Source organism: Parabacteroides sp. AF18-52 (genome assembly GCF_003479145.1).
GTDB classification, from domain to species: Bacteria; Bacteroidota; Bacteroidia; order Bacteroidales; family Tannerellaceae; genus Parabacteroides; species Parabacteroides faecis.
Genome location: NZ_QUGR01000001.1, coordinates 14,354 through 34,701 on the forward strand (window position 1 = coordinate 14,354; position 20,348 = coordinate 34,701).

The window sequence follows — 20,348 nt, forward strand, 5'->3', positions numbered from 1 at the left end:
TTCCCATGAAGAAACATAACTTTTTAGCATTTGATATAGGTGCAACGAGCGGACGGGCTGTTTTGGCGACGCTTGTTAATGGCAAATTTGAAATGCAGGAATTGCATCGTTTCCCTAATAACCTGTTGGAGTTACACGGGAAATACTATTGGAATATATATAATCTGTATGAGGAGTTGAAAAAAGGTCTTTCGATTTGTGCGAAGGAAAATATCTCTCTTGATTCGATCGGTATCGATACCTGGGGAGTCGATTTCGGCTATATAGCACCGGACGGTTCTTTGCTGGGGTTACCGCGTGCTTATCGTGATCCGTATACAGAAGGAGCGTTGGAAGAATATTTCCAACTGGTGCCGCGTGAAGAAGTCTATCGGTTGACCGGTATCCAGTTTATGAACTTCAATAGTCTTTTTCAGTTGTTCCGTGCCCGGAAAGAGGAATTTGCTCCGTTGAAGAATGCGAAAGAGATACTTTTTATTCCGGATTTACTGTCCTATTTATTAACAGGTAAGAAAGTCTGCGAATATACGGATGCTTCTACATCGCAGTTGCTGAATCCAGTAACAAAACAGTTTGAATCGTCACTATTGGAGGCTGCCGGTGTACCTCCTTCTATCGTACGGCAGGTTGTGATGCCGGGGACGCTTGTCGGAGAACTGACAGATGCGTTGGCGGAAGAGACAGGTATAGGAAAAATTCCTGTTATTGCTGTTGCCGGACATGATACGGCTTCTGCCGTGGCTGCTGTTCCTGCACAGGATCAGAACTTTGCTTATCTGAGTAGCGGTACCTGGAGTTTGATGGGGATTGAAACGGAAGAACCTATCATAACGGAAGAATCTTATAAGAATAATTTTACGAACGAAGGCGGTATCGAAGGAACGACCCGCTTCCTGAAAAATATTACCGGTATGTGGCTGTTGGAGCAATGCCGGAAAGAGTGGGAGAAAGCAGGACGTAAATATACGTATCCGGAGATCGTGGAAATGGCAGAGCAAGCTGTTCCTTTCGTCCGTTTCGTCGATCCGGACGATCCGCGTTTTGCCAATCCTTCTTGCATGACAAAAGCTATTGCCGGATATTGTGAAGAGACCGGACAACCTGTGCCGGAGACGGATGCCGATTTTGTCCGTTGTATCTTCGAAAGCCTGGCGCTCCGTTATAACGAAGTGATCCGGATGTTGGAAGGGATGGCTCCTTTCCCGATCGAGAGATTGCATGTGATCGGGGGTGGTTCTAAGAATAACTTGTTGAATCAGTTTACTGCGAATGCTATCGGTATGCCGGTGATAGCCGGACCGTCGGAAGCAACTGCGATCGGAAATGCAATGATACAGGCCCGTTCTGCAGGCATCGTTTCTACCCGTTGGGAGATGCGCCGGTTGATTGCCCAATCGATCGGGACAGAAACATTCCTTCCGCAGGATGAAAAGAACTGGAAAGAGGTTTACGGTCGCTATAAGAAGATCGTAAAACGCTGATAGGAGGCAGTTGATTTATTTATATAAATCAGAAAAGATATAAGACCAGTGTAAAAAGCAGGCATGTGAAGATGCATGTAATGGTTCAGTGGGTTAGGTCGGCCGGTACCTGGCCTATACCCGCGGCCTCCTGCATTTTGAATCAGATAAATAAACATTATTCAGTGAATTAGTAAAAAATAAATTATCAATATAAACAATTAAAGAATATACCATGAATACTGAAAAGAAAGTAAAAGAAGCATTTGATCTGGCAGCAGAGCGTTTCGCTGCTTTAAACGTTGATGTAAATAGTGCACTGGAAAAGTTGCAGAAAGTAAGTCTTTCACTCCATTGCTGGCAGGCCGATGATGTAACGGGATTCGAGAATCCGGACGGCTCTCTCTCCGGTGGTATCCAGGTGACGGGTAATTATCCGGGTAAGGCACGTAATATCGATGAAGTACGGGCTGATATCCTGACAGCAAATTCCTTTATTCCGGGAACGCACCGTTTGAACCTGCATGAGATCTATGGCGATTTCGGTGGTAAGAAGGTTGATCGCGATGAAGTGGAGCCTGCACATTTCCAGAGCTGGATGGAATGGGCGAAGGAGAACAATATGAAGCTGGACTTCAACTCGACCTCTTTCTCACATCCTAAAAGCGGCAACTTGACATTGGCAAATCCGGACGATTCGATCCGTAACTTCTGGATCGAACATACAAAACGTTGCCGTGCGATCAGTGAAGCGATGGGTGTTTACCAGAATGACCCGTGTATGATGAACCTTTGGATACATGACGGTTCTAAAGAGGTTCCTGCAAGCCGTATTAAATATCGTCAGTTGCTGAAGAATTCTCTGGATGAGATCTTTGCTACGGAATATAAGAATATGAAAGATTGTATCGAAGCTAAATTGTTCGGTATCGGACTGGAAAGCTATACAGTGGGTTCGTATGATTTCTATCTGGGTTACGGCGCAAAGAATAACAAGATTGTGACGTTGGATACCGGACACTTCCATCTGACGGAAAGTATTGCCGATAAGATCTCCTCCATGCTGTTGTTTACTCCGGAGATCATGCTCCATGTAAGTCGCCCTATCCGTTGGGATAGTGACCATGTGGTGATCCTGAGCGACGACCTGCTGGATCTTTCCCGTGAGATCATCCGTTGCGATGCATTGGATCGCGTACATATCGGTCTGGATTATTTCGATGCTACGATCAATCGTATTGGTGCTTATGTGATCGGTTGCCGTGCTACATTAAAGGCATTCCTGCAAGCGCTACTGGAACCGTCCGCTGCCTTGCAGCAGTATGAATCGGAAGATAAGTTGTTCCAGCGTCTGGCATTACAGGAAGAACTGAAGAGCCTGCCGTGGACAGCCGTTTGGGATATGTTCTGCTTGAAGAATAATGTTCCTGTCGGGGAAGATTATATCGGTGAAATCGAAAAATACGAAGCTGCAGTAACAAGCAAACGAGTATGAATATACTAATAGGTTTATTAATCATCGCGATCGGCAGTTTGGGGCAAAGTAGCTCCTATGTGCCGATCAATAAGGTGAAAAGCTGGAGTTGGGAAAGTTTTTGGCTGATACAGGGTATTTTTGCCTGGCTTTTTTTCCCTTTTCTTGGTGCACAGTTGGCTATTCCCGATGGGAGTAGCCTGACTGAGCTTTGGAGCGCCGGAGGAAGTACCGGTGCTTTGGTCTATGGAATGTTATGGGGTGTCGGAGGTCTGACTTTCGGACTGAGCATGCGTTATCTGGGAATTGCATTAGGACAGAGTATTGCACTGGGCACTTGTGCAGGATTCGGTACGCTTTTTCCGGCAGTATTCGGAGGTACGGATTTGTTTCATGGTGACGGATTAATCCTTCTTCTGGGCGTTTGCGTGACGTTGGCCGGTATCGCAGTGATCGGTTATGCCGGGAGCTTGCGTGCCCGCAATATGACGGAAGAGGAGAAGAAAGCTGCTGTGAAAGATTTTGCCCTGACAAAAGGTTTGCTGGTCGCGCTGTTGGCGGGTGTGATGAGTGCCTGTTTTAATCTGGGACTTGAATCCGGAACTCCGATACTGGAAAAAGTGAAAACGTCCGGTGCCAGCGAACTGTTCGCCCTGAATCCGGTGATTCTGCTTGTTACAATGGGCGGATTCATTACAAATGCAGTCTATTGTATCTTCCAGAATGTAAAAAATAAAACCGGGAAAGATTATTTTTCTGTTTCCGGTTCGGTTTTATTGAATAATGTCTTATTTTGTGCGCTGGCCGGCGTACTCTGGTATTCGCAGTTCTTCGGACTGGGAATGGGGAAAAGCTATTTTGCCGATTCTCCTGTGATGCTCGCCTTTTCCTGGAGTATCCTGATGTCACTGAATGTTATATTCAGTAATGTGTGGGGAATTGTGTTGAATGAGTGGAAAGGCGTTAGTCGGAAAACGATCGTTGTTTTGATCTCCGGCATGTGTATACTGATATTCTCTTTATTACTACCGAACTTGTTCGGGTAAAAGAGTACAAATAGTTGAATTACAATAAAAAGAAAATGACAACAGTTAGAAACAACAGCCGTTTGATGGCTGAAATCGGCCGTATCGCAGAGGTGGCAGGCTATCTCTGGACAAATGGATGGGCTGAACGGAATGGAGGAAATATATCAGTAAACCTGACCGGTTTACTGACACCGGAAGAAATGGCATTGCCCGCTCTTGCGCCTGCTACTCAGTTGCAGGAAGCGATGACAGCCTTGGGAGGACATGTTTTTTATGTGACCGGAACAGGTAAGCGCATGCGTTATGTAGCACAGGAGCCGTTTGCAAATGGTTCGTTGATCCGGATCGCACCGGATGGGAAAAGTTATGAGATCATAGCCGAACAGCCGGTTGCCCCGACATCGGAACTGCCGTCTCACTTGCTGATGCATAACTATCTCCGCTCGTTAGGGCGCGATAATAAAGTTGTTTTGCATACGCATCCGACCGAACTGATCGGTATGACGCATTGCAAACCTTTCCTCGATTCGGAAGTGATCACCCGGACTTTATGGGGGATGATTCCGGAATGCCGTATCATCGTTCCGAAAGGTGTAGGTATCGTTCCTTATGAAATACCCGGTACGATGGATCTGGCTCATGCTACGATCAAACAGCTTGAAAAGCATGATGTGGTGTTCTGGGAGAAACATGGAATACTGGCAGTAGGTGAGGACCTGATCGAATGTTTTGATGCGATCGATACATTGAGTAAATCATCGAAGATCTATCTGAGCGCCCGTATGGCGGGATTTGAACCGGCAGGTATGACCGATCAGCAACTGGATGATCTGGTTCCGGCATTTGGATTATAATAACAGGGTTGGTTTTTGATTAAGAAGATGTGCCAAAATGATCATTGTTTTTGACACATCTTCTGTTTTTAAGACCAACAGAATTACCATTGAAAACGACCATGAAAAAGATACTTATACTTCTTACTTTTCTTTGTTCTTTGTCGGCAACAGCCCAACAGAGGGACAGCCGGGTACGCGAATATCTTTCCCCCAAGCGTATCGTCTGGCAACAACATAGTGAACTGATAAAGGATGCGGACAGGCTGCTTTTGCCGGGTAACGGACAGGCGGAACTATCTGACCGTCCTCTTTGTAAACTGGCAAGTACGGCACAGGAACATCCGGCTCTTTTATTTGATTTCGGGAAAGAGCTACAGGGGGGCATCCAGTTTGTAACCGGGGCTTTTACAGCTAATAAGCCGATCACTCTGCGTGTCCGTTTCGGTGAATCCGTAAGTGAGGCAATGTGTGATATCGACGGCAAGAACGGAGCCAGCAACGATCATGCGATGCGCGACTTTATCGTTACCTTACCCTGGTTAGGTGTATTGGAAGTGGGAAATTCTGGTTTTCGTTTTGCCCGTATCGACCTGATCAGTGATTCAACGGAGGTATCCTTGAAAGAGGTTCGTGCCGTTTCTGCTTTCCGTGATATCCCATATAAAGGTTCTTTCCGGTGCAATGACGAACGGTTGAATAAAATCTGGCAGACCGGTGCTTATACCGTTCATTTGAATATGCAGGAATACCTGTGGGACGGCATCAAGCGTGACCGTTTGGTTTGGCTGGGAGATATGCACCCGGAGGTGATGACTGTCAATACTGTTTTCGGCTATAACGAGGTCGTTCCGAAAAGTCTCGACCTGGTTCGCGATGTGACGCCTCTTCCCGGTTGGATGAACGGTATCAGTGCCTATTCGATATGGTGGCTGCTGATCCAGCGCGACTGGTATTACTATCATGGAGATAAGGCGTATCTGAAAGAACAGCAAACTTATTTGAGTGATCTTTTGCGCGTGCTGATCTCTAAAGTGGATGCCGAAGGGCATGAGAAGCTGGATGGCTGGCGTTTCATGGATTGGCCGTCGAGCGAGAATTCCGTAGCTATCGATGCCGGTCTGCAATCTTTGGTCTTGATGGCAATGAGGGCAGGTGATGAACTATGTACTACGCTTGGTGATGACGTGCTGGCTGGCCAGTGTCGTGAAACGGCAAAGAAAATGGAGAAAACAGCTTCGAAAGTAACTAAAACATTGTTGAAGTCGAAGGTTGCACCGGATGCTCCGGGCTCAAAGCAAGGGGCTGCCTTACTAGCCCTGGCTGGTTTGATGAAGCCGGAAGATGCTAATAAGAAATATCTCTCGGTAGGCGGTGCACGCGGTTTTTCAACGTTCTATGGTTATTATATGTTACGTGCAATGGCAGCAGCCGGTAATTACCAGGGAGCGATCGATGTGATCCGCCAGTATTGGGGAGCCATGATCGACTTGGGCGCTACTACATTTTGGGAAGATTTCAATATGGATTGGTTGCCGAATGCCAGTCGTATCGACGAACTTGTTCCGGCAGGGAAAAAAGATATTCACGGCGATTATGGCGACTATTGCTATAAAGGTTTCCGCCATAGTTTGTGTCATGGCTGGGCTTCCGGTCCGACACCGTGGTTAAGTGAATATGTATTGGGTGTTCAGGTAGTGGAACCGGGATGCCGTGCCGTTCGTATTACTCCGCATCTGGGTGACCTGGAATGGGTGGAAGGAACGTTCCCGACCCCGCAGGGGATTCTGACGATCCGTCATGAGAAAGGCCCGGACGGTAAAGTAAAAACTGATGTAAAAGCTCCGGACGGAGTAAAAGTATATCTGGAAAATTGATAGCCGGATAGAGTTGTAACCTATATAAAATGTCATATTATGAGAAAATATCTTTTACTGTGTGCGTGTGTCGGATTTTTGGTTTCGGCAGAAGCAAAAAATAAAACGGACTGGAAAGCGCACTGGATAAATACGGAACAATGCCAGAGTGCAAGCAATACCTGGCTGGCCTATCGTAAAACGGTCAGTCTGGCTGAAGTTCCCCGGACACTGACGGCACATATTGCCGCCGACAGTAAATATTGGTTATGGATCAACGGACGGATGGTCGTATTTGAGGGTGGGCTGAAACGAGGGCCTTCTCCTTATGATACTTACTATGATTCGGTAGAGATCGCTCCTTATCTCACTTCCGGGGAGAATACGATCGCTGTCCTGGTATGGCATTTTGGAAAGAACGGGTTCAGTCATGTGAACAGTGGGTTGGCTGCCTTATTGTTTGAAGCGATAGCTCCCGGTATAGAGATCGTATCGGATAAAAGCTGGAACTGTAGGGTTTATGACGCGTATCAGGATACGGAGGCTCCGTATCCGAATTACCGGTTGTCGGAGAGTAATATCCGTTTCGATGCCCGTAGGGCGATGGAAGGCTGGAACCAACCCGGATATAAGAACTCGTTTCCCGGGGCAGAGATCGCTTCGATAGTAGGAAAGGCTCCTTTAGGGGAGTTGGTCGAACGCCCGATTCCACTGTTCAAGGATTATGGACTGAAGGACTATCCGGGTGTACGTCAGTCGGCAAACGGCGATACATTGTTCTGTCGTTTGCCTTACAACTGCCAGTTTACACCATATCTGAAAGTCGAAGCGGCAGATGGTGCTACTATCCAAATGCAGACGGATAATTACCGCGGTGGAGGTCCGGAGAATGTCCGTGCCGAATATATTACCCGGAACGGAGTACAAGAATATGAAAGTTATGGTTGGATGAGTGGCCATGAGATGTGGTATATCCTTCCCGAAGGTGTGAAAGTCCTGGAGGTTAAATATCGTGAGACTGGTTATGATACCGAATTTGCCGGATCGTTCCAGTGTAACGATCCTTTCCTGAACGAACTCTGGAAACGCTCGGCAAGAACATTGTATATCACGATGCGTGATAACTATATGGATTGTCCCGAACGCGAACGTGCCCAGTGGTGGGGGGACGAAGTGAATGAATTGGGCGAAGCGTTTTATGCACTTTCTCCTTCTTCACATAAGTTGGCATTGAAAGGTATTTACGAGTTGATGAACTGGCAACGTCCCGACGGCTCTTTATTTGCCCCGGTCCCTGCCGGTAACTGGTCGAAGGAGTTGCCTTTGCAGATGTTGGCATCGGTGGGATGGTATGGTTTTTATACTCAATATTATTATAGTGGAGACAGTACGTTTGTCCCTGTCATTTATGATCGTCTGCATCGTTACCTGCATGAAACATGGAAGGTCGATAAGAGCGGTTTGCCTATCGAACGCAGTGGTGAATGGAGTTGGGGAGACTGGGGTGAACAGATCGATATGGGTGTACTGACGAACTGTTGGTATTACCTGGCTCTGAAAGCAGAGAAAGAATTTGCTCTCCAATTGGGAAAGAAAGAAGACGCAGAAGATATATCCCGTATGATGTCTAGCATCGAACAATGTTTCAATACGAAGTTCTGGACAGGAACGGCTTATCGTTCTCCGGGATATCGTGGCGAGGACGACGACCGTTCGCAGGCGATGGCCGTTTTATCCGGACTGGCTCCGAAAGAGAAATATCCCGCCCTTTTGAAAGTGCTGAAAAAAGAATATCATGCGAGTCCTTACATGGAGAAGTATGTATTGGAAGCTCTTTTCCGGATGAATGCCCCGGATGTTGCCATGCAAAGGATGAGAGACCGATATGCCGGTATGTTGGGTTATAAGGGATATACGACTTTATTTGAAGGCTGGGGTGTCGGTGCCGAAGGTTTCGGAGGCGGAACGATCAACCATGCATGGAGTGGTGGTCCGTTAACATTGCTGAGTCAGAAGGTCTGTGGAATCGAACCTACATCTCCCGGTTTCCGTACATTCCGTGTGAAGCCACAGATGGGTTCCCTTACCGAAGCCTCGGCAACAGTTCCTACTCTTTACGGGGATATCAAAGTAAAATTACGTAAGTCAGGACGTAATATATTGATGGAAATAGAGGTTCCGGAACAGACGAGTGCGGAAGTTGTTTCTCCTAAAGGGAAGATACAGCAAATAGGCTCCGGAACTTATAATTTAAAGTGCCCCTTTTAATCGGGGCACTTTTTGTATTAATTCTGACGAATAGATTTAAGGTTTATATATTGTTTCATAACATCACATTATCTACTTTTGCCCCCGAGAATAAAACGATTATTAATCAATGGCAAAAAGGAGAAGTAAAGCAAAATCGCGGAAAAAGAAGAATCAAGGCTCATCTTTGATTTCTACGATCCGACGTATATTTGTTCTTGCAGCTCTGGTAGTGATCTGCTTTATTGGGGTTTTGTATGTATTCAATTATTTATATCCTGTATCCGAAACGAAAACCGTAGTCGTGGAGCAGAAGAAAACGACCACTCCTGTGAAGGAGGAACCGGCTGAAAAGAAATCCAAACCTATCATTCCTTCCGTTCTGAAGACAACAACATTTAAAATACCGGCGAATGCCGAGATACCTAAGTTACAGGCAAAGCGTTCCGAACAGGTGATCCGCCATGAAGGGTATACCGTTTCCTATAATTCCGATTACAAAATAGCTAATTGGGTTGCCTATGAATTGACAGCCGAAGAAGCTAAAAGCAAAAAGACGGAACGTTCGAATAAGTTCGTTCCTGATCCGGCAGTTAAAGGCGCAACAGCAACCAATGACGATTATACACGTACGGGTTATGACCGGGGACATCTGGCTCCTGCCGGTGATATGAAATGGTCGGCAAAAGCAATGCGTGAATCTTTTTATTTTAGTAATATCTGTCCGCAAAAACCGGGGCTGAACCGAGGTATCTGGAAAGATCTGGAGGAACAGAGTCGTTTGTGGGCGAGAGATTACGGGGCTTTATTGATTGCAACAGGTCCTGTGATCACGGACAGTATGAAACAAATGGGAAAGAACAGAGTTGGGGTTCCCGGAGCATTTTACAAAGTGATTTGTTACGTTTCGGGAAATGAATATAAGGCAATTGCATTTATCCTGGAGAACCGTGATTACAAAAAGACATCTTTGAAATCGATGGCCATTCCGGTGGATAGCGTAGAAAAAGTAACAGGAATAGACTTTTTCCCTGCAATACCTGATGAACAGGAAAAAACAATGGAATCGAAAATAGATTGGGACAGTTGGTCCTTTTGATACAAGCAAATATTAGTGATATAAGCAAATGTAATGTGTTGCCGGTCGGTACTGAAGGATCGGCAGAATTAGAACAATTAGTAGAAAATGAATGTTGTATAGCTATGACTTAACGCGTAGTTTATATGGCTTTGTATGAGCATATAATTAACAAAAAATCAATAAGAAAATGCAAGTTATCATGAATGGTAAATTAATTCCCGTTTTTGTGTTGGCAGCATTGATGTCTTGTAGTCAACCACCGGTAAAAGAGCAGGGGCCTCGTCCGGTAAAGTTGGCGGAAGTAACATCTTTGAATGTAGTGGAAAAGTCGTTCAGCGGCGTTGTCTCTCCTGACCAGTTCAGCGACCTGGCATTTAAAATGTCCGGACCACTTATTTCTTTGAACGTGGAAGAAGGGCAGAAAGTTCGCACCGGACAAGTGGTGGCAGAAATAGATCCGCAAGATTTTAAATGGGACTATGAAGCGAAGAAAGCTTCTTTCCAAACTGCACAGGCACAGCTACAGCGTGCTGAAAGACTATTGGCAAAACAAGCCATCTCCCAGCAGGAATATGAATCGACAAAAGCAGCTTATTCCAATGCACAGGCAGCTTTCGAAAACTCCCAGAATACGCTGGAACAGACTAAGTTGAGAGCACCTTTCGACGGATTTATTCAGAAGAAGTACGTAGAGAATTATCAGAAGGTTCAGATGGGACAGGGAATTGTTTGCCTGATCAATCCGAACAAGTTGCAGGTTCAGTTCACGATGCCTGAAACCAATATCACTTATTTTTCGACACCCTATACGATATATGTAGAGTTCGACAATTATAAAGGTGTCCGTTTCAAGGCAAAAGTAAAGGAGTATGTGGAAGCTTCTCCTGATGGTTCGGGTGTACCTGTCTTCCTGTATATCGATGATCCTGAATTTAACCTGGAGAAGTATAAGATTGCCGTCGGTTTCTCTTGTCGTGTGATCCTGAACATCGAGAGTCAGAGCTTCAATGAAGGAGCCGTATTAATACCTCTGTCCGCTGTTGTAGCTGACGAAGTGAACAGCGACAATAAATTCGTATTTGTTTACAACCCTCAGACACAGAAAGTAGAACGCCGTAAGATTACGGAAAAAGAATTAGTCGGTAAAGACGGTGTTGTTGTTACGGAAGGCTTGAAGGCCGGCGAACAGATCGTTACTGCCGGAGTAACCCGCCTGGTAGAAGGACAACAAGTAAAAGTATTAACAGATTAAGAAGATAAGCAATGAATATTCCAAAATATTCTTTAGAGAATAGTAAGATCATATACTTCTTCTTGGCTGTCATGCTGATAGGAGGTATATACTCTTTCTTCAAATTGCCGAAAAAAGAAGATGCTCCTTTTGTGATCAAACAGGCTGTATTGGTTACGCAATATCCGGGAGCAACGCCTTTTGAAGTGGAAAAGCTGATTACAGAACCGATTGAAAGGGAGATCCAGTCTATGACTGATGTGTATCAGATCAAGTCGGAATCCTATTTTGGTATGTCAAAGATTTCTATTGAACTGCAACCAACCTTGGATCCGGACTATATGCCTGTCAAGTGGGATGAACTTCGTCGTAAAGTAAACAACATACAACCGCGCCTTCCGAGCGGAGCATCCTCTATATCCGTGAGTGATGATTTCGGTGATGTATTCGGCATTTACTATGCCTTGACTGCCGATGACGGTTATACATATGATGAACTAAGGGATTGGGCACAGAAGATTAAAACAGAACTGTCTCCTGTGCCGGGTGTTCAGAAAGTCTATCTGTTCGGTGAACAGACACAAGTGATAAACGTAAAGATTTCCGTTCCCAAACTGGCGAACCTTGGGATCGATCCTAACTCGATCCAGCAAGTATTACAAACACAGAACCTGCTGGTCAATACGGGAGAGATCAATACCGGTGAGTATGATCTGCGTGTCAGAGCTGAAGGAACCTATAAAGATATTCAGGATATCCGCGATCAGCTGATTGTTACAAAAAGCGGAGGTGAAGTTCGTCTGGGCGATATTGCCGTTGTGGAACGGGGATATATGGATCCCCCGTCTAATTTGATGCGTGTGGATGGTAAGCGTGCGATCGGCATTGGTGTGGCAACAGGAGCGAAAGATGATGTTGTGGCTGTCGGTAATGATGTTGCCAGCCACCTGGATGAAATGCAGGAACTCTTTCCTGTCGGAATGGATTTGAAAACGATCTATCCGGAGAACAAGATTGCAGATGAAGCCAACAATGGCTTTATCCTGAATTTGATGGAATCGTTGTTGATCGTGATTGTGGTTATCTTCCTTGTCATGGGATCACGTGCCGGTATGCTGGTCGGTAGTTCCCTACTGTTCTCTGTCGGTGGTACATTATTATTAATGTTGATCTGGGGGGTCGGTCTGAACCGAACTTCATTGGCGGCATTTATCATTGCAATGGGTATGTTGGTGGATAATGCGATCGTGGTGACGGATAATGCCCAGGTCGGTATCAAACGAGGATTGTCCCGTTATCAGGCATTGGTCGAAGGGGCTACAAAACCGCAGTGGGCATTGCTGGGAGCGACCTTTATTGCTGTCTGCTCTTTCTTACCGATGTATCTGGCTCCGGCGTCAGTAGCCGAGATCGTTAAACCGCTGTTTATTGTGTTAGCTGTATCGTTGGGATTGAGTTGGGTTCTGGCGTTGACACAGACTACTACGTTCGGTAGCTTTATTCTGAAAGAAGCCAAACCGGGTGAATCACAGGATCCCTACGATACAAAATTGTACCATAAGTTTGAAAACGTCCTCGGACGCCTGATCAAACGCAGATATATAACGATTACTTCTGTGGTTGCAATGCTGTTCCTGTCTTTGTTCATTATGGCGATTATGCCGCAGAGTTTCTTCCCGATCATGAACAAGCCCTATTTCCGTGCTGATCTTATCTTCCCGGAAGGCTATAGTATCCGTGATGTGGAACGGAATGTGAAATCGATAGAAGAATACCTGAGCAAGAATGAAAACATCAAATCATATTCGTTTACATTAGGAGGTTCTCCGGTTCGTTACTATCTGGCAAGCTCGTCGGTAGGACCGAAACCGAACTTTGCCAATGTGCTTATCGAAACGAAGAATGCAGAGGATGCACCTGTCGAAGAAGGTAAATTCTACGATTACATGGTTGCCAATTATCCGAGTATCCTGACTCGTTCTGCTCTGTTTGCGTTGTCTCCTGTACCAGATGCCGCCATTGAGATTGGCTTTATCGGGGATAATGTGGATACGCTGGCAGCATTGACGGAACAGGTGAAAGAAATTGCGAGAAAATATGATCAGGTCATGGAGGTACGTGACAGCTGGGGAAATAAGGTCCCGGTATGGAAACCTCTGTTCTCACAGGAAAAAGGATTGCGCTTGGGAATTACCCGGCAACAAGTCGCTTATTCATTACGTTCGGCAACGAATGGTGTACCTTTAGGTGAATATCGTGAAGGGGATGTTTTCATGCCTATCTTATTGAAAGATGCGGATAAAGATTCGATCAGTCTGAACGATTTGAAGAGTTTGCCTGTTTATAGTGCCAAAGGCCGTTCTGTGAAAGTGGAACAGGTAATCGATGATTTCTCATTGGATTATGATTATGCTGTGGTGAAGCGTTTTAATCGCCAGCCTTATATGATGATGCAATGTGAGCCGAAGCGTGGTGCCAATACGATGGCTGCTTTCAGTCATCTGTGGGAAGAGGTCCAGCAGCAAGTGAAGGTACCGGAAGGTTATAAACTACAGTATTTCGGAGAACAGAATGAACAGGATAAAGGTAATAAGGCGATTGCTGCCAATATCCCTTTGATGTTCGGGCTGATTTATGTGACTTTATTATTCTTATTCCCGAAATATTACAGAAAACCGGTTTTGATCATGGCTATGCTGCCACTTATTTTTATAGGTGTTGTTTTGGGATTGCTTGTGTTCGGAAAATCGCTCGACTTCTTTGCAATGCTTGGCTTACTGGGGTTGATCGGTATGAATATCAAGAATGCAATTGTGCTCGTCGATGAGATCGGATTGCAGATGGATAGCGGCCTGGAACCGGTTAAAGCTGTAGTAGAAGCAACTAAAACACGTATTGTCCCCGTCACAATGGCATCGGGGACGACGATCCTGGGTATGCTCCCGTTGTTAGGGGATGCGATGTTTGCCGGTATGGCAGCGACGATCATGGGAGGTCTGTTCGTTTCAACGATCCTGACTATCTTCGTGCTTCCGGTTACCTATTGTATATTCTTTAAGATTAAATCTGAATAAGATATGAAAAGTAAACTGATAATAGGTTGTATGTTATTGGGTGCCCTGTCTGTGAAAGCACAGGTGCAGCCCATCTCAGCAGCCGAATATAAAGAGAAAGTATTGGAATATAGCCGTCAGATAAAGCAGAGTTCGGAAGAGAGGATCGCTATGCAACATGCTATAAAAGCGGCAAAAACGGCATTCTTTCCGGCTGTAGATTTCTCAGGTAGTTACCAATACCGTATCAACAAGTATGAATTGGGAATGGGTGAAGGTATCCCTGGTATCGAAATGGACCATAATACCTATAGCCTGGGTGCTACTGTAAGTCAGCCGATCTATGCCGGAGGACAGATCTATAACAATTATAAAGCTGCAGAGATACAGGGACAGATCGCTGACGAAGCAGAAGAACTGACGACGGATAATATCGTGTATGCAGCCGATATGAATTATTGGTCTGTGGCAGCCCGCAAAGGTATGTACGATGTTATGACTCAATATGTCGATATTGTACAGGAACTGGCGAATGTGCTGACTCTCCGTTTTCAGGATGGACAGATTAGTAAAACAGACTTGTTACAGGTCCAGGCACGTTTGAAAGAGGCTGAGCTGAACAAAAGTTCGGCTTATAAAGATTATCAGATTGCCTTGCAGAACCTGAATGTGCTGATGGGTGTTTCTCCGATGGAACCGATCACGATTGCCGATTCTATCACGATGGTTCTGCCGCTACCTATGCAGGTCGGTGAATCTGCAGCTTTGGAAAATCGTCCGGACTATCTGATTTCTAAATTGAATATCGAATATCAGAAAAGACAGATCAACCTCTCGAAGGCTAAATACAATCCGACTTTATCTGTCGGCTTTCAGGGATCATGGGGTACTTCTATGCTGAACGTAAAAGGCTCTGACAACTTATGGACTCCGGCTGTCTTTGCTTCTCTGAAAATTCCATTGTTCCGTTGGGGAGCACGCTTTAAGGAAGTCAATTCACAGAAAGCAATCCTCCGAAGCAAAGAGTATGCTATGGGTAATACACGTGATCAAATCACACAGGAAGTGGCAAATACCTGGACTAGCCTGACTGAGAATACCAAACAGATCGATGTTGCCGAAGAAGCCTGTAAAATAGCTGAAGAAAATCTTGATTTGAATACTTTCAGCTATAACGAAGGTAAACTCCCGATTGTCGATGTGCTTTCAGCTCAGCTTTCATGGATACAATCTTATAGCAGCTTGATACAGACATGGTATCAGCAAAAAACATCTCTGGCACAATACAATAAAGCGATCGGTATCCGTCGCATGCAATAGAGTAGGTGTAGAACCACCGTACTGTTTTCTGTACGGAACATATAAAAATAATTTGACGCTTAAATGCTGTGTATATAGTATTTAAGCGTCTATCTTTATAAAGGTAACTGTGTCAGGTTCAAACCCGGCAAGCGTTTGTTGGATATTTTGAATAAATAAAGAATCCCTGACATCAGAAAGATATAGGTCTGATGTCAGGGATATATAAAATCTTATATTTTCGTTTATTTTTTACTTAAATGCTTTCAATGAAATGAAGAATGTAGATCCTTTGCCTTCTTCCGATTCAAACCAAAGTTTTCCGTCATGTTGCTCGACAAAATCTTTACAAAGCATTAATCCTAAGCCGGAACCCTTTTCATTATTTGTTCCGTAAGAGGTAAAGTGAGTATTTTGCTTTAATAACTTTTCCTGGTCTTCTTTCTTGATTCCCTTGCCTGAATCTTTCACGCTGACAATAACAAAATCACCTTCAATCTTAGATGCGATCGAGATTGTACCTCCTTCAAAACTAAACTTGATAGCATTTGAAATGAGATTCCTGATGACTGTTTTAATCATATCTATGTCTACAAAACCAGATAGTTCTTTATCCATATCTTGTAACTGGATAGTCAATCCCTTCTGAGCGGCCATCGGAATATATATTTCGGCTGTGCTGGAAACCAGGCTATTGATATCGGTCTCCTGTTTGTATACATTTTGTTTCTTCAGGCGATTCTTAGCCCATTTAAGCAGATTATCCAACAACAAGAAAATTTCTTCTGATGTTTTATTCATCATCTGAAGCATTTCAAATACTTCGGGGCTTACCTGATCTTTATCTACCATCATAAGGATGGCATTATTCATCATTTTTAAAGATCCGAGAGGTGAACGTAAGTCATGGGCGATAACTGAATACAAAGTATCCCTCGATTCGATCGTATTTTCCAGTTCCTGCTTGATCCGTTTTATACTGAATAACTCAAAACGGTGAGCTACTCGTTTTACCAGTTCTTCTCTTTGAAAAGGCTTGGTAACATATTCCGTTGCTCCCAATTGGTACCCCTTTACTATACTCTGCATATCGCTTAATGCAGACATAATAATAACAGGTATATCGTTGGTATCCGGGTTACTTTTCAGATGCTGTAATACTTCGTATCCATCCATCTCCGGCATCATAATATCTAATAGAATGAGATTAGGGTGCTTGTCGTGTGCCAGACGGAGAGCCTTGGCGCCGCTGTCACAGGTGAGTAACCTGTAACCTTCTTTTTTTAATATAGCTTGTACTAACATGACGTTGGTGGGAACATCGTCAACGATCAATACTGTATATCCTGCTGCTAAATTATCCATATCAAATATAAACTTTTCTTGATATTCAATCACTATGCGTACGCAAAAATATTAATAAACTTTGAATTTACAGAGGTTTTCATTGTTTCATTTTGTAATTATTTTTGCTGTTGACTTCTTTTTGCTTTTTCCCAGGCTCCATTCCCTTTATTTCCAGCTAAATAGAAAAATCCTCTTATTACATTCAAATTCATAAAAGAAAAGTAGTAGGGTATAAAAAACAACTTGTTTCGTACATTTTTCTGCTCCATCATATAGCCGGCATAAGCCATCATATAAAAGGCGACTTGTAAAAGTAGTAAAAATATATACGTAAACCCTCCCTTACATGTTAATAATGTATTTAATGGTACTAATACGAATAACATGATAGGGGTAATGGTCCATCGTAAGACACGGTGGCTCACAAATTGGAAGCTAAGCGTGCCGTATCGGAAGATATTGAATAGGTTACGCAGGCGCCAGACCGATTGTAAGCCTCCGGCTGCTATACGTATTTTGCGTTTTTCTTCTTCTTTCATGTTAAGTGATGCTGTTTCAGTGGCATAAGCTTCTTTACAATAGGCTATCGTATATCCTTTCTGTGCGATACGGAGTGATAAGATAAAATCGTCGAGAAGCGTGTCGGACGGCATTTGTTCAAACAGCTCGGTCCGTACGGCAAATAACTCACCAGCTGCTCCGACTGCCGAATATAAACGAAAATCCAGCGCTTTTAAGGCTGATTCATATTTCCAGTAAATGCCTTCTCCTGCTGTCGCTCCCTGTGCGGTATTTGTTTCTACTCTTTTTTCACCTGCCACGCAGCCAACTTTCGGGTTCGAGAATTGGCGGACGATCTCATGTACGGCTTCTTTGTTGAGCATCGTGTTTGCATCTGTAAAAATGACATAGGGAGTTGTTATATATTGTATACCCCGGTTGAGGGCAGCCGTTTTACCTCTGCGCTCAGGATGGAAAAGCACGGTTACATCCGGATATTGCTTCAGGAGTTCATTCGTCCGGTCGTTAGAACCATCTGTTACCCAAACGATTTTTAGTTTGTCGGCAGGGTAGGCGAGAGTATAACAATTCTTCATTTTGTCAGCAACGATTTCCTCTTCGTTGTATGCTGCGATGAAGAGGGTGACTTCGGGGAGTGGTTCCGGCAATGCGATGGGCATAGGTTTCCGGAAAAGTTCTTTTATCCTGACCAATAGATATAATAAGATACCGTATCCCAGGTAGGTGTAGAATACTATAAAAATTCCGATCCAGAATAACCATTCGGCTACTGTATAAAGTCCTTCTTGCATGGTTTTTTATATTTATTTGTTCATAATAAAAGCTATTCCGTCTTTTCCTCCTTTAACCAAAGGAGCTATCAGGTTGAGTTTTCCTTTGCATAAATAAGTCAGAAAACGTTTAGGTAAGGCAACAAAAGTTTGATAGAGGTAAGAACATCTCCTTTCGAAAGGGTCGGATAAGGTTCTTTGAGCAAATATCAAACGGTTGCGCGTGTGATAATATACCTGTAACGGACTTTGCAATCCGACACTGGCACTTTCTTTATGTCCGACAACAGCTCCGGGTTCATACCAAATACTGAATCCGGCTTTCTGCATATAGGCACACCAATCCAGTTCTTCGTAATACAGAAAATAAAATTCAGCCATAAGGCCAAACTTTTGAATGTCTGCGGTCCGTATCATCATGGCTGCCCCGTTGGCAAAGGCTGTTTCCTGCGGGGTGTCGAATCTTCCGTCATCTTCCTGCATATATCCTGTAAATTCGTTACGCAGAGTAATATAGCTCATGGGGGTGGCACCGGCATATTGTAACTTGCTTCTTTGTGGCCAAAAAGTCGTTTTAGGGGAAATACATCCGATTTTTCTGTTACTATCCAGCCGGTTTACAAGTATCTCCAGAATGGGGCAGGTAATAATTGTATCGTTATTCAGAAAAAATAAATAATCTCCCGTTGCATATTGGATCCCGATGTTGTTTCCACCTGCGAATCCGAGGTTCTGATCGCTTCTTATCACTATTACATCAGGATATTTATCTTTCAGCAGGGTATAACCCTCCAGGTTTGCAGAACCATTATCTACGACGATCAGTTCATAGGGATAGCCCTCGTGCCGCTTTAATGATTCAATCATTTCACATGTATCGGGAGCACCATTATAATTAACGGTGATGATGGAGACCTTCTTATCCATGATTATTCTCTTTGGTTATGTGATGGGGAGTATTGTTGAATCTCATATCTTTTTTCTTTACGCGGCAGATCGATTCGACATAACTACGTAACAAAGCAATCATCATGGATGGTAATTGGATGATACTGCTCCAAAAATCGCGTGTGTACATCTTTCGAGGTATTGCCAAAAAATAAGTTACTATCTTGACAAATAGCAGAATATACCATTTAATAGCAACGGGGAATGCCACTACAGACCAGAAAAGTATCATCAGGAATATCAATAAGAATCTGACAGTTCTGGGAAATGGGATCCATTGGATAATCTTATCGATGTATGAAGGATTTAGCTTTCGCGGATTAAAATCCTTGATTATTAAAGAAAAGGCAAGGATTTGGGCATGGAACCATCTCGATCTTTGCCTGATCAGGATATCTTGCCTGGCGGTTTTCTCATCATATACATATATATCATCACTATAATCTACAAATACATTGTCTCTTGCCAGAATAGCCTCCAGTTCTTTATCTTCTGCAAAAGTTTTACATTCGTGCATGTGTTTCTTCAACCATTCGAAATCGAAAACCATTCCGGAACCGATCAAAGCGGATGATAATCCGATATTAACGCGTCCTTTCCTGAATATAGTGTTATTTATTTCTTCAGAGATGCCATCCCAAATAGCGACAGAGGTATTTTTATTTTTTTGGGTCCTGTGTGCCTGGAGGACTTTTACAGTTTGTGTCGCTTCATTAATTCGGGTCAGAAAGTCTGTATCGGTAATATTATCGGCATCCATAATGATCGCCCGGTCAAAACCATCGAGGTGGTCCAGTGCATAAGAGATGGATTTATGCTTCATACTATCTTTGAAGTCGACCACGAAAAGTGTTATGGGCATCTGAGAGAGTGCCAGATTGGTAGCCTTTTCCATATGGTCGGAAACTACTACTATTGTATATTTATCTTGTGGATAGTTTTGCTTCAGAAAACTTTCAACAGATTCTTTTATCACCCTGTCCTCTTTATAAGCGGCAAAAATAACTGCAAAGTTTTGCGTATCAACATGATTGATCTCTTTTTTTCTCTGCCTGAACAAAGCGGCTAGGACAAAGAAAAGATTATACCCTGTAAATATTGCAGTGATGATAAACAGTAGTATATCTAGTTTAAAAATAAGGCTCATAGTCTTTTTGTGCAAAAATAGGTATAATTATTATATGTTTTGAAATTCAACA

The 20,348-nt window shown here is 43.9% G+C and carries 14 protein-coding genes; 10 read left to right on the forward strand and 4 right to left on the reverse strand.

The window, feature by feature from the left end; all coding sequences use genetic code 11:
• Window positions 1-5: 5 nt before the first annotated feature.
• The 10 genes from DWX23_RS00050 (at window position 6) to DWX23_RS00095 (ending at window position 15,583) form a co-directional block, all read left to right on the forward strand.
• Window positions 6-1,481, forward strand: coding sequence for a rhamnulokinase family protein (locus DWX23_RS00050; protein ID WP_122372945.1), 1,476 nt, complete (start codon window positions 6-8; stop codon window positions 1,479-1,481).
• Between the two features lie 214 nt (window positions 1,482-1,695).
• A complete protein-coding gene (locus DWX23_RS00055; protein ID WP_122372946.1) occupies window positions 1,696-2,955 on the forward strand; it encodes an L-rhamnose isomerase in 1,260 nt (419 codons plus the stop codon).
• A complete protein-coding gene (gene rhaT, locus DWX23_RS00060) occupies window positions 2,952-3,980 on the forward strand; it encodes an L-rhamnose/proton symporter RhaT (protein ID WP_122372947.1) in 1,029 nt (342 codons plus the stop codon). The genes DWX23_RS00055 and rhaT overlap by 4 nt, the downstream gene beginning before the upstream one ends.
• Window positions 3,981-4,015: 35 nt before the next feature.
• A complete protein-coding gene (gene rhaD, locus DWX23_RS00065) occupies window positions 4,016-4,816 on the forward strand; it encodes a rhamnulose-1-phosphate aldolase (protein WP_122352677.1) in 801 nt (266 codons plus the stop codon).
• Between the two features lie 101 nt (window positions 4,817-4,917).
• Window positions 4,918-6,672, forward strand: coding sequence for an alpha-L-rhamnosidase C-terminal domain-containing protein (locus DWX23_RS00070; protein ID WP_122372948.1), 1,755 nt, complete (start codon window positions 4,918-4,920; stop codon window positions 6,670-6,672).
• 39 nt (window positions 6,673-6,711) lie between these two features.
• Window positions 6,712-8,919 (forward strand): alpha-L-rhamnosidase C-terminal domain-containing protein, encoded by a 2,208-nt coding sequence (locus tag DWX23_RS00075; RefSeq protein WP_122372949.1) that lies wholly within the window; start codon window positions 6,712-6,714, stop codon window positions 8,917-8,919.
• A 109-nt stretch (window positions 8,920-9,028) separates the two neighbouring features.
• A complete protein-coding gene (locus tag DWX23_RS00080) occupies window positions 9,029-9,997 on the forward strand; it encodes a DNA/RNA non-specific endonuclease (RefSeq protein ID WP_122372950.1) in 969 nt (322 codons plus the stop codon).
• A gap of 181 nt (window positions 9,998-10,178) precedes the next feature.
• A complete protein-coding gene (locus tag DWX23_RS00085) occupies window positions 10,179-11,231 on the forward strand; it encodes an efflux RND transporter periplasmic adaptor subunit (protein WP_122352857.1) in 1,053 nt (350 codons plus the stop codon).
• Window positions 11,232-11,242: 11 nt separating this feature from the next.
• The gene (locus tag DWX23_RS00090) at window positions 11,243-14,284 is read left to right on the forward strand and encodes an efflux RND transporter permease subunit (RefSeq protein WP_122372951.1); all 3,042 of its coding nucleotides are present in this window, start codon (window positions 11,243-11,245) and stop codon (window positions 14,282-14,284) included.
• A gap of 3 nt (window positions 14,285-14,287) precedes the next feature.
• Window positions 14,288-15,583 carry a TolC family protein gene (locus DWX23_RS00095; protein WP_122372952.1) on the forward strand — a complete coding sequence of 432 codons (1,296 nt, stop codon included), beginning with the start codon at window positions 14,288-14,290 and terminating at the stop codon, window positions 15,581-15,583.
• A 231-nt stretch (window positions 15,584-15,814) separates the two neighbouring features.
• On the opposite strand, the gene DWX23_RS00100 is transcribed toward DWX23_RS00095, so the two are convergent.
• The 4 genes from DWX23_RS00100 to DWX23_RS00115 all read right to left on the reverse strand — a co-directional run bounded on the left by DWX23_RS00100 (window position 15,815) and on the right by DWX23_RS00115 (window position 20,296).
• Window positions 15,815-16,927, reverse strand: coding sequence for a hybrid sensor histidine kinase/response regulator (locus DWX23_RS00100; RefSeq protein WP_122352683.1), 1,113 nt, complete (start codon window positions 16,925-16,927; stop codon window positions 15,815-15,817).
• Between the two features lie 98 nt (window positions 16,928-17,025).
• Window positions 17,026-18,222, reverse strand: coding sequence for a glycosyltransferase family 2 protein (locus DWX23_RS00105; RefSeq protein ID WP_122372953.1), 1,197 nt, complete (start codon window positions 18,220-18,222; stop codon window positions 17,026-17,028).
• Between the two features lie 12 nt (window positions 18,223-18,234).
• A complete protein-coding gene (locus DWX23_RS00110; RefSeq protein WP_122372954.1) occupies window positions 18,235-19,128 on the reverse strand; it encodes a glycosyltransferase family 2 protein in 894 nt (297 codons plus the stop codon).
• Window positions 19,121-20,296: a glycosyltransferase family 2 protein gene (locus DWX23_RS00115; RefSeq protein WP_122372955.1), complete on the reverse strand. Its 1,176-nt coding sequence runs from the start codon at window positions 20,294-20,296 to the stop codon at window positions 19,121-19,123. The genes DWX23_RS00110 and DWX23_RS00115 overlap by 8 nt, the downstream gene beginning before the upstream one ends.
• Window positions 20,297-20,348: the final 52 nt, after the last annotated feature.

Coding starts and splice junctions, on each gene's coding strand:
- DWX23_RS00050 (WP_122372945.1), top strand. CDS start 6: ATGAAGAAACATAACTTTTTAGCATTTGATATAGGTGCAACGAGCGGA.
- DWX23_RS00055 (WP_122372946.1), top strand. CDS start 1,696: ATGAATACTGAAAAGAAAGTAAAAGAAGCATTTGATCTGGCAGCAGAG.
- rhaT (WP_122372947.1), top strand. CDS start 2,952: ATGAATATACTAATAGGTTTATTAATCATCGCGATCGGCAGTTTGGGG.
- rhaD (WP_122352677.1), top strand. CDS start 4,016: ATGACAACAGTTAGAAACAACAGCCGTTTGATGGCTGAAATCGGCCGT.
- DWX23_RS00070 (WP_122372948.1), top strand. CDS start 4,918: ATGAAAAAGATACTTATACTTCTTACTTTTCTTTGTTCTTTGTCGGCA.
- DWX23_RS00075 (WP_122372949.1), top strand. CDS start 6,712: ATGAGAAAATATCTTTTACTGTGTGCGTGTGTCGGATTTTTGGTTTCG.
- DWX23_RS00080 (WP_122372950.1), top strand. CDS start 9,029: ATGGCAAAAAGGAGAAGTAAAGCAAAATCGCGGAAAAAGAAGAATCAA.
- DWX23_RS00085 (WP_122352857.1), top strand. CDS start 10,179: ATGAATGGTAAATTAATTCCCGTTTTTGTGTTGGCAGCATTGATGTCT.
- DWX23_RS00090 (WP_122372951.1), top strand. CDS start 11,243: ATGAATATTCCAAAATATTCTTTAGAGAATAGTAAGATCATATACTTC.
- DWX23_RS00095 (WP_122372952.1), top strand. CDS start 14,288: ATGAAAAGTAAACTGATAATAGGTTGTATGTTATTGGGTGCCCTGTCT.
- DWX23_RS00100 (WP_122352683.1), bottom strand. CDS start 16,927: ATGGATAATTTAGCAGCAGGATATACAGTATTGATCGTTGACGATGTT.
- DWX23_RS00105 (WP_122372953.1), bottom strand. CDS start 18,222: ATGCAAGAAGGACTTTATACAGTAGCCGAATGGTTATTCTGGATCGGA.
- DWX23_RS00110 (WP_122372954.1), bottom strand. CDS start 19,128: ATGGATAAGAAGGTCTCCATCATCACCGTTAATTATAATGGTGCTCCC.
- DWX23_RS00115 (WP_122372955.1), bottom strand. CDS start 20,296: ATGAGCCTTATTTTTAAACTAGATATACTACTGTTTATCATCACTGCA.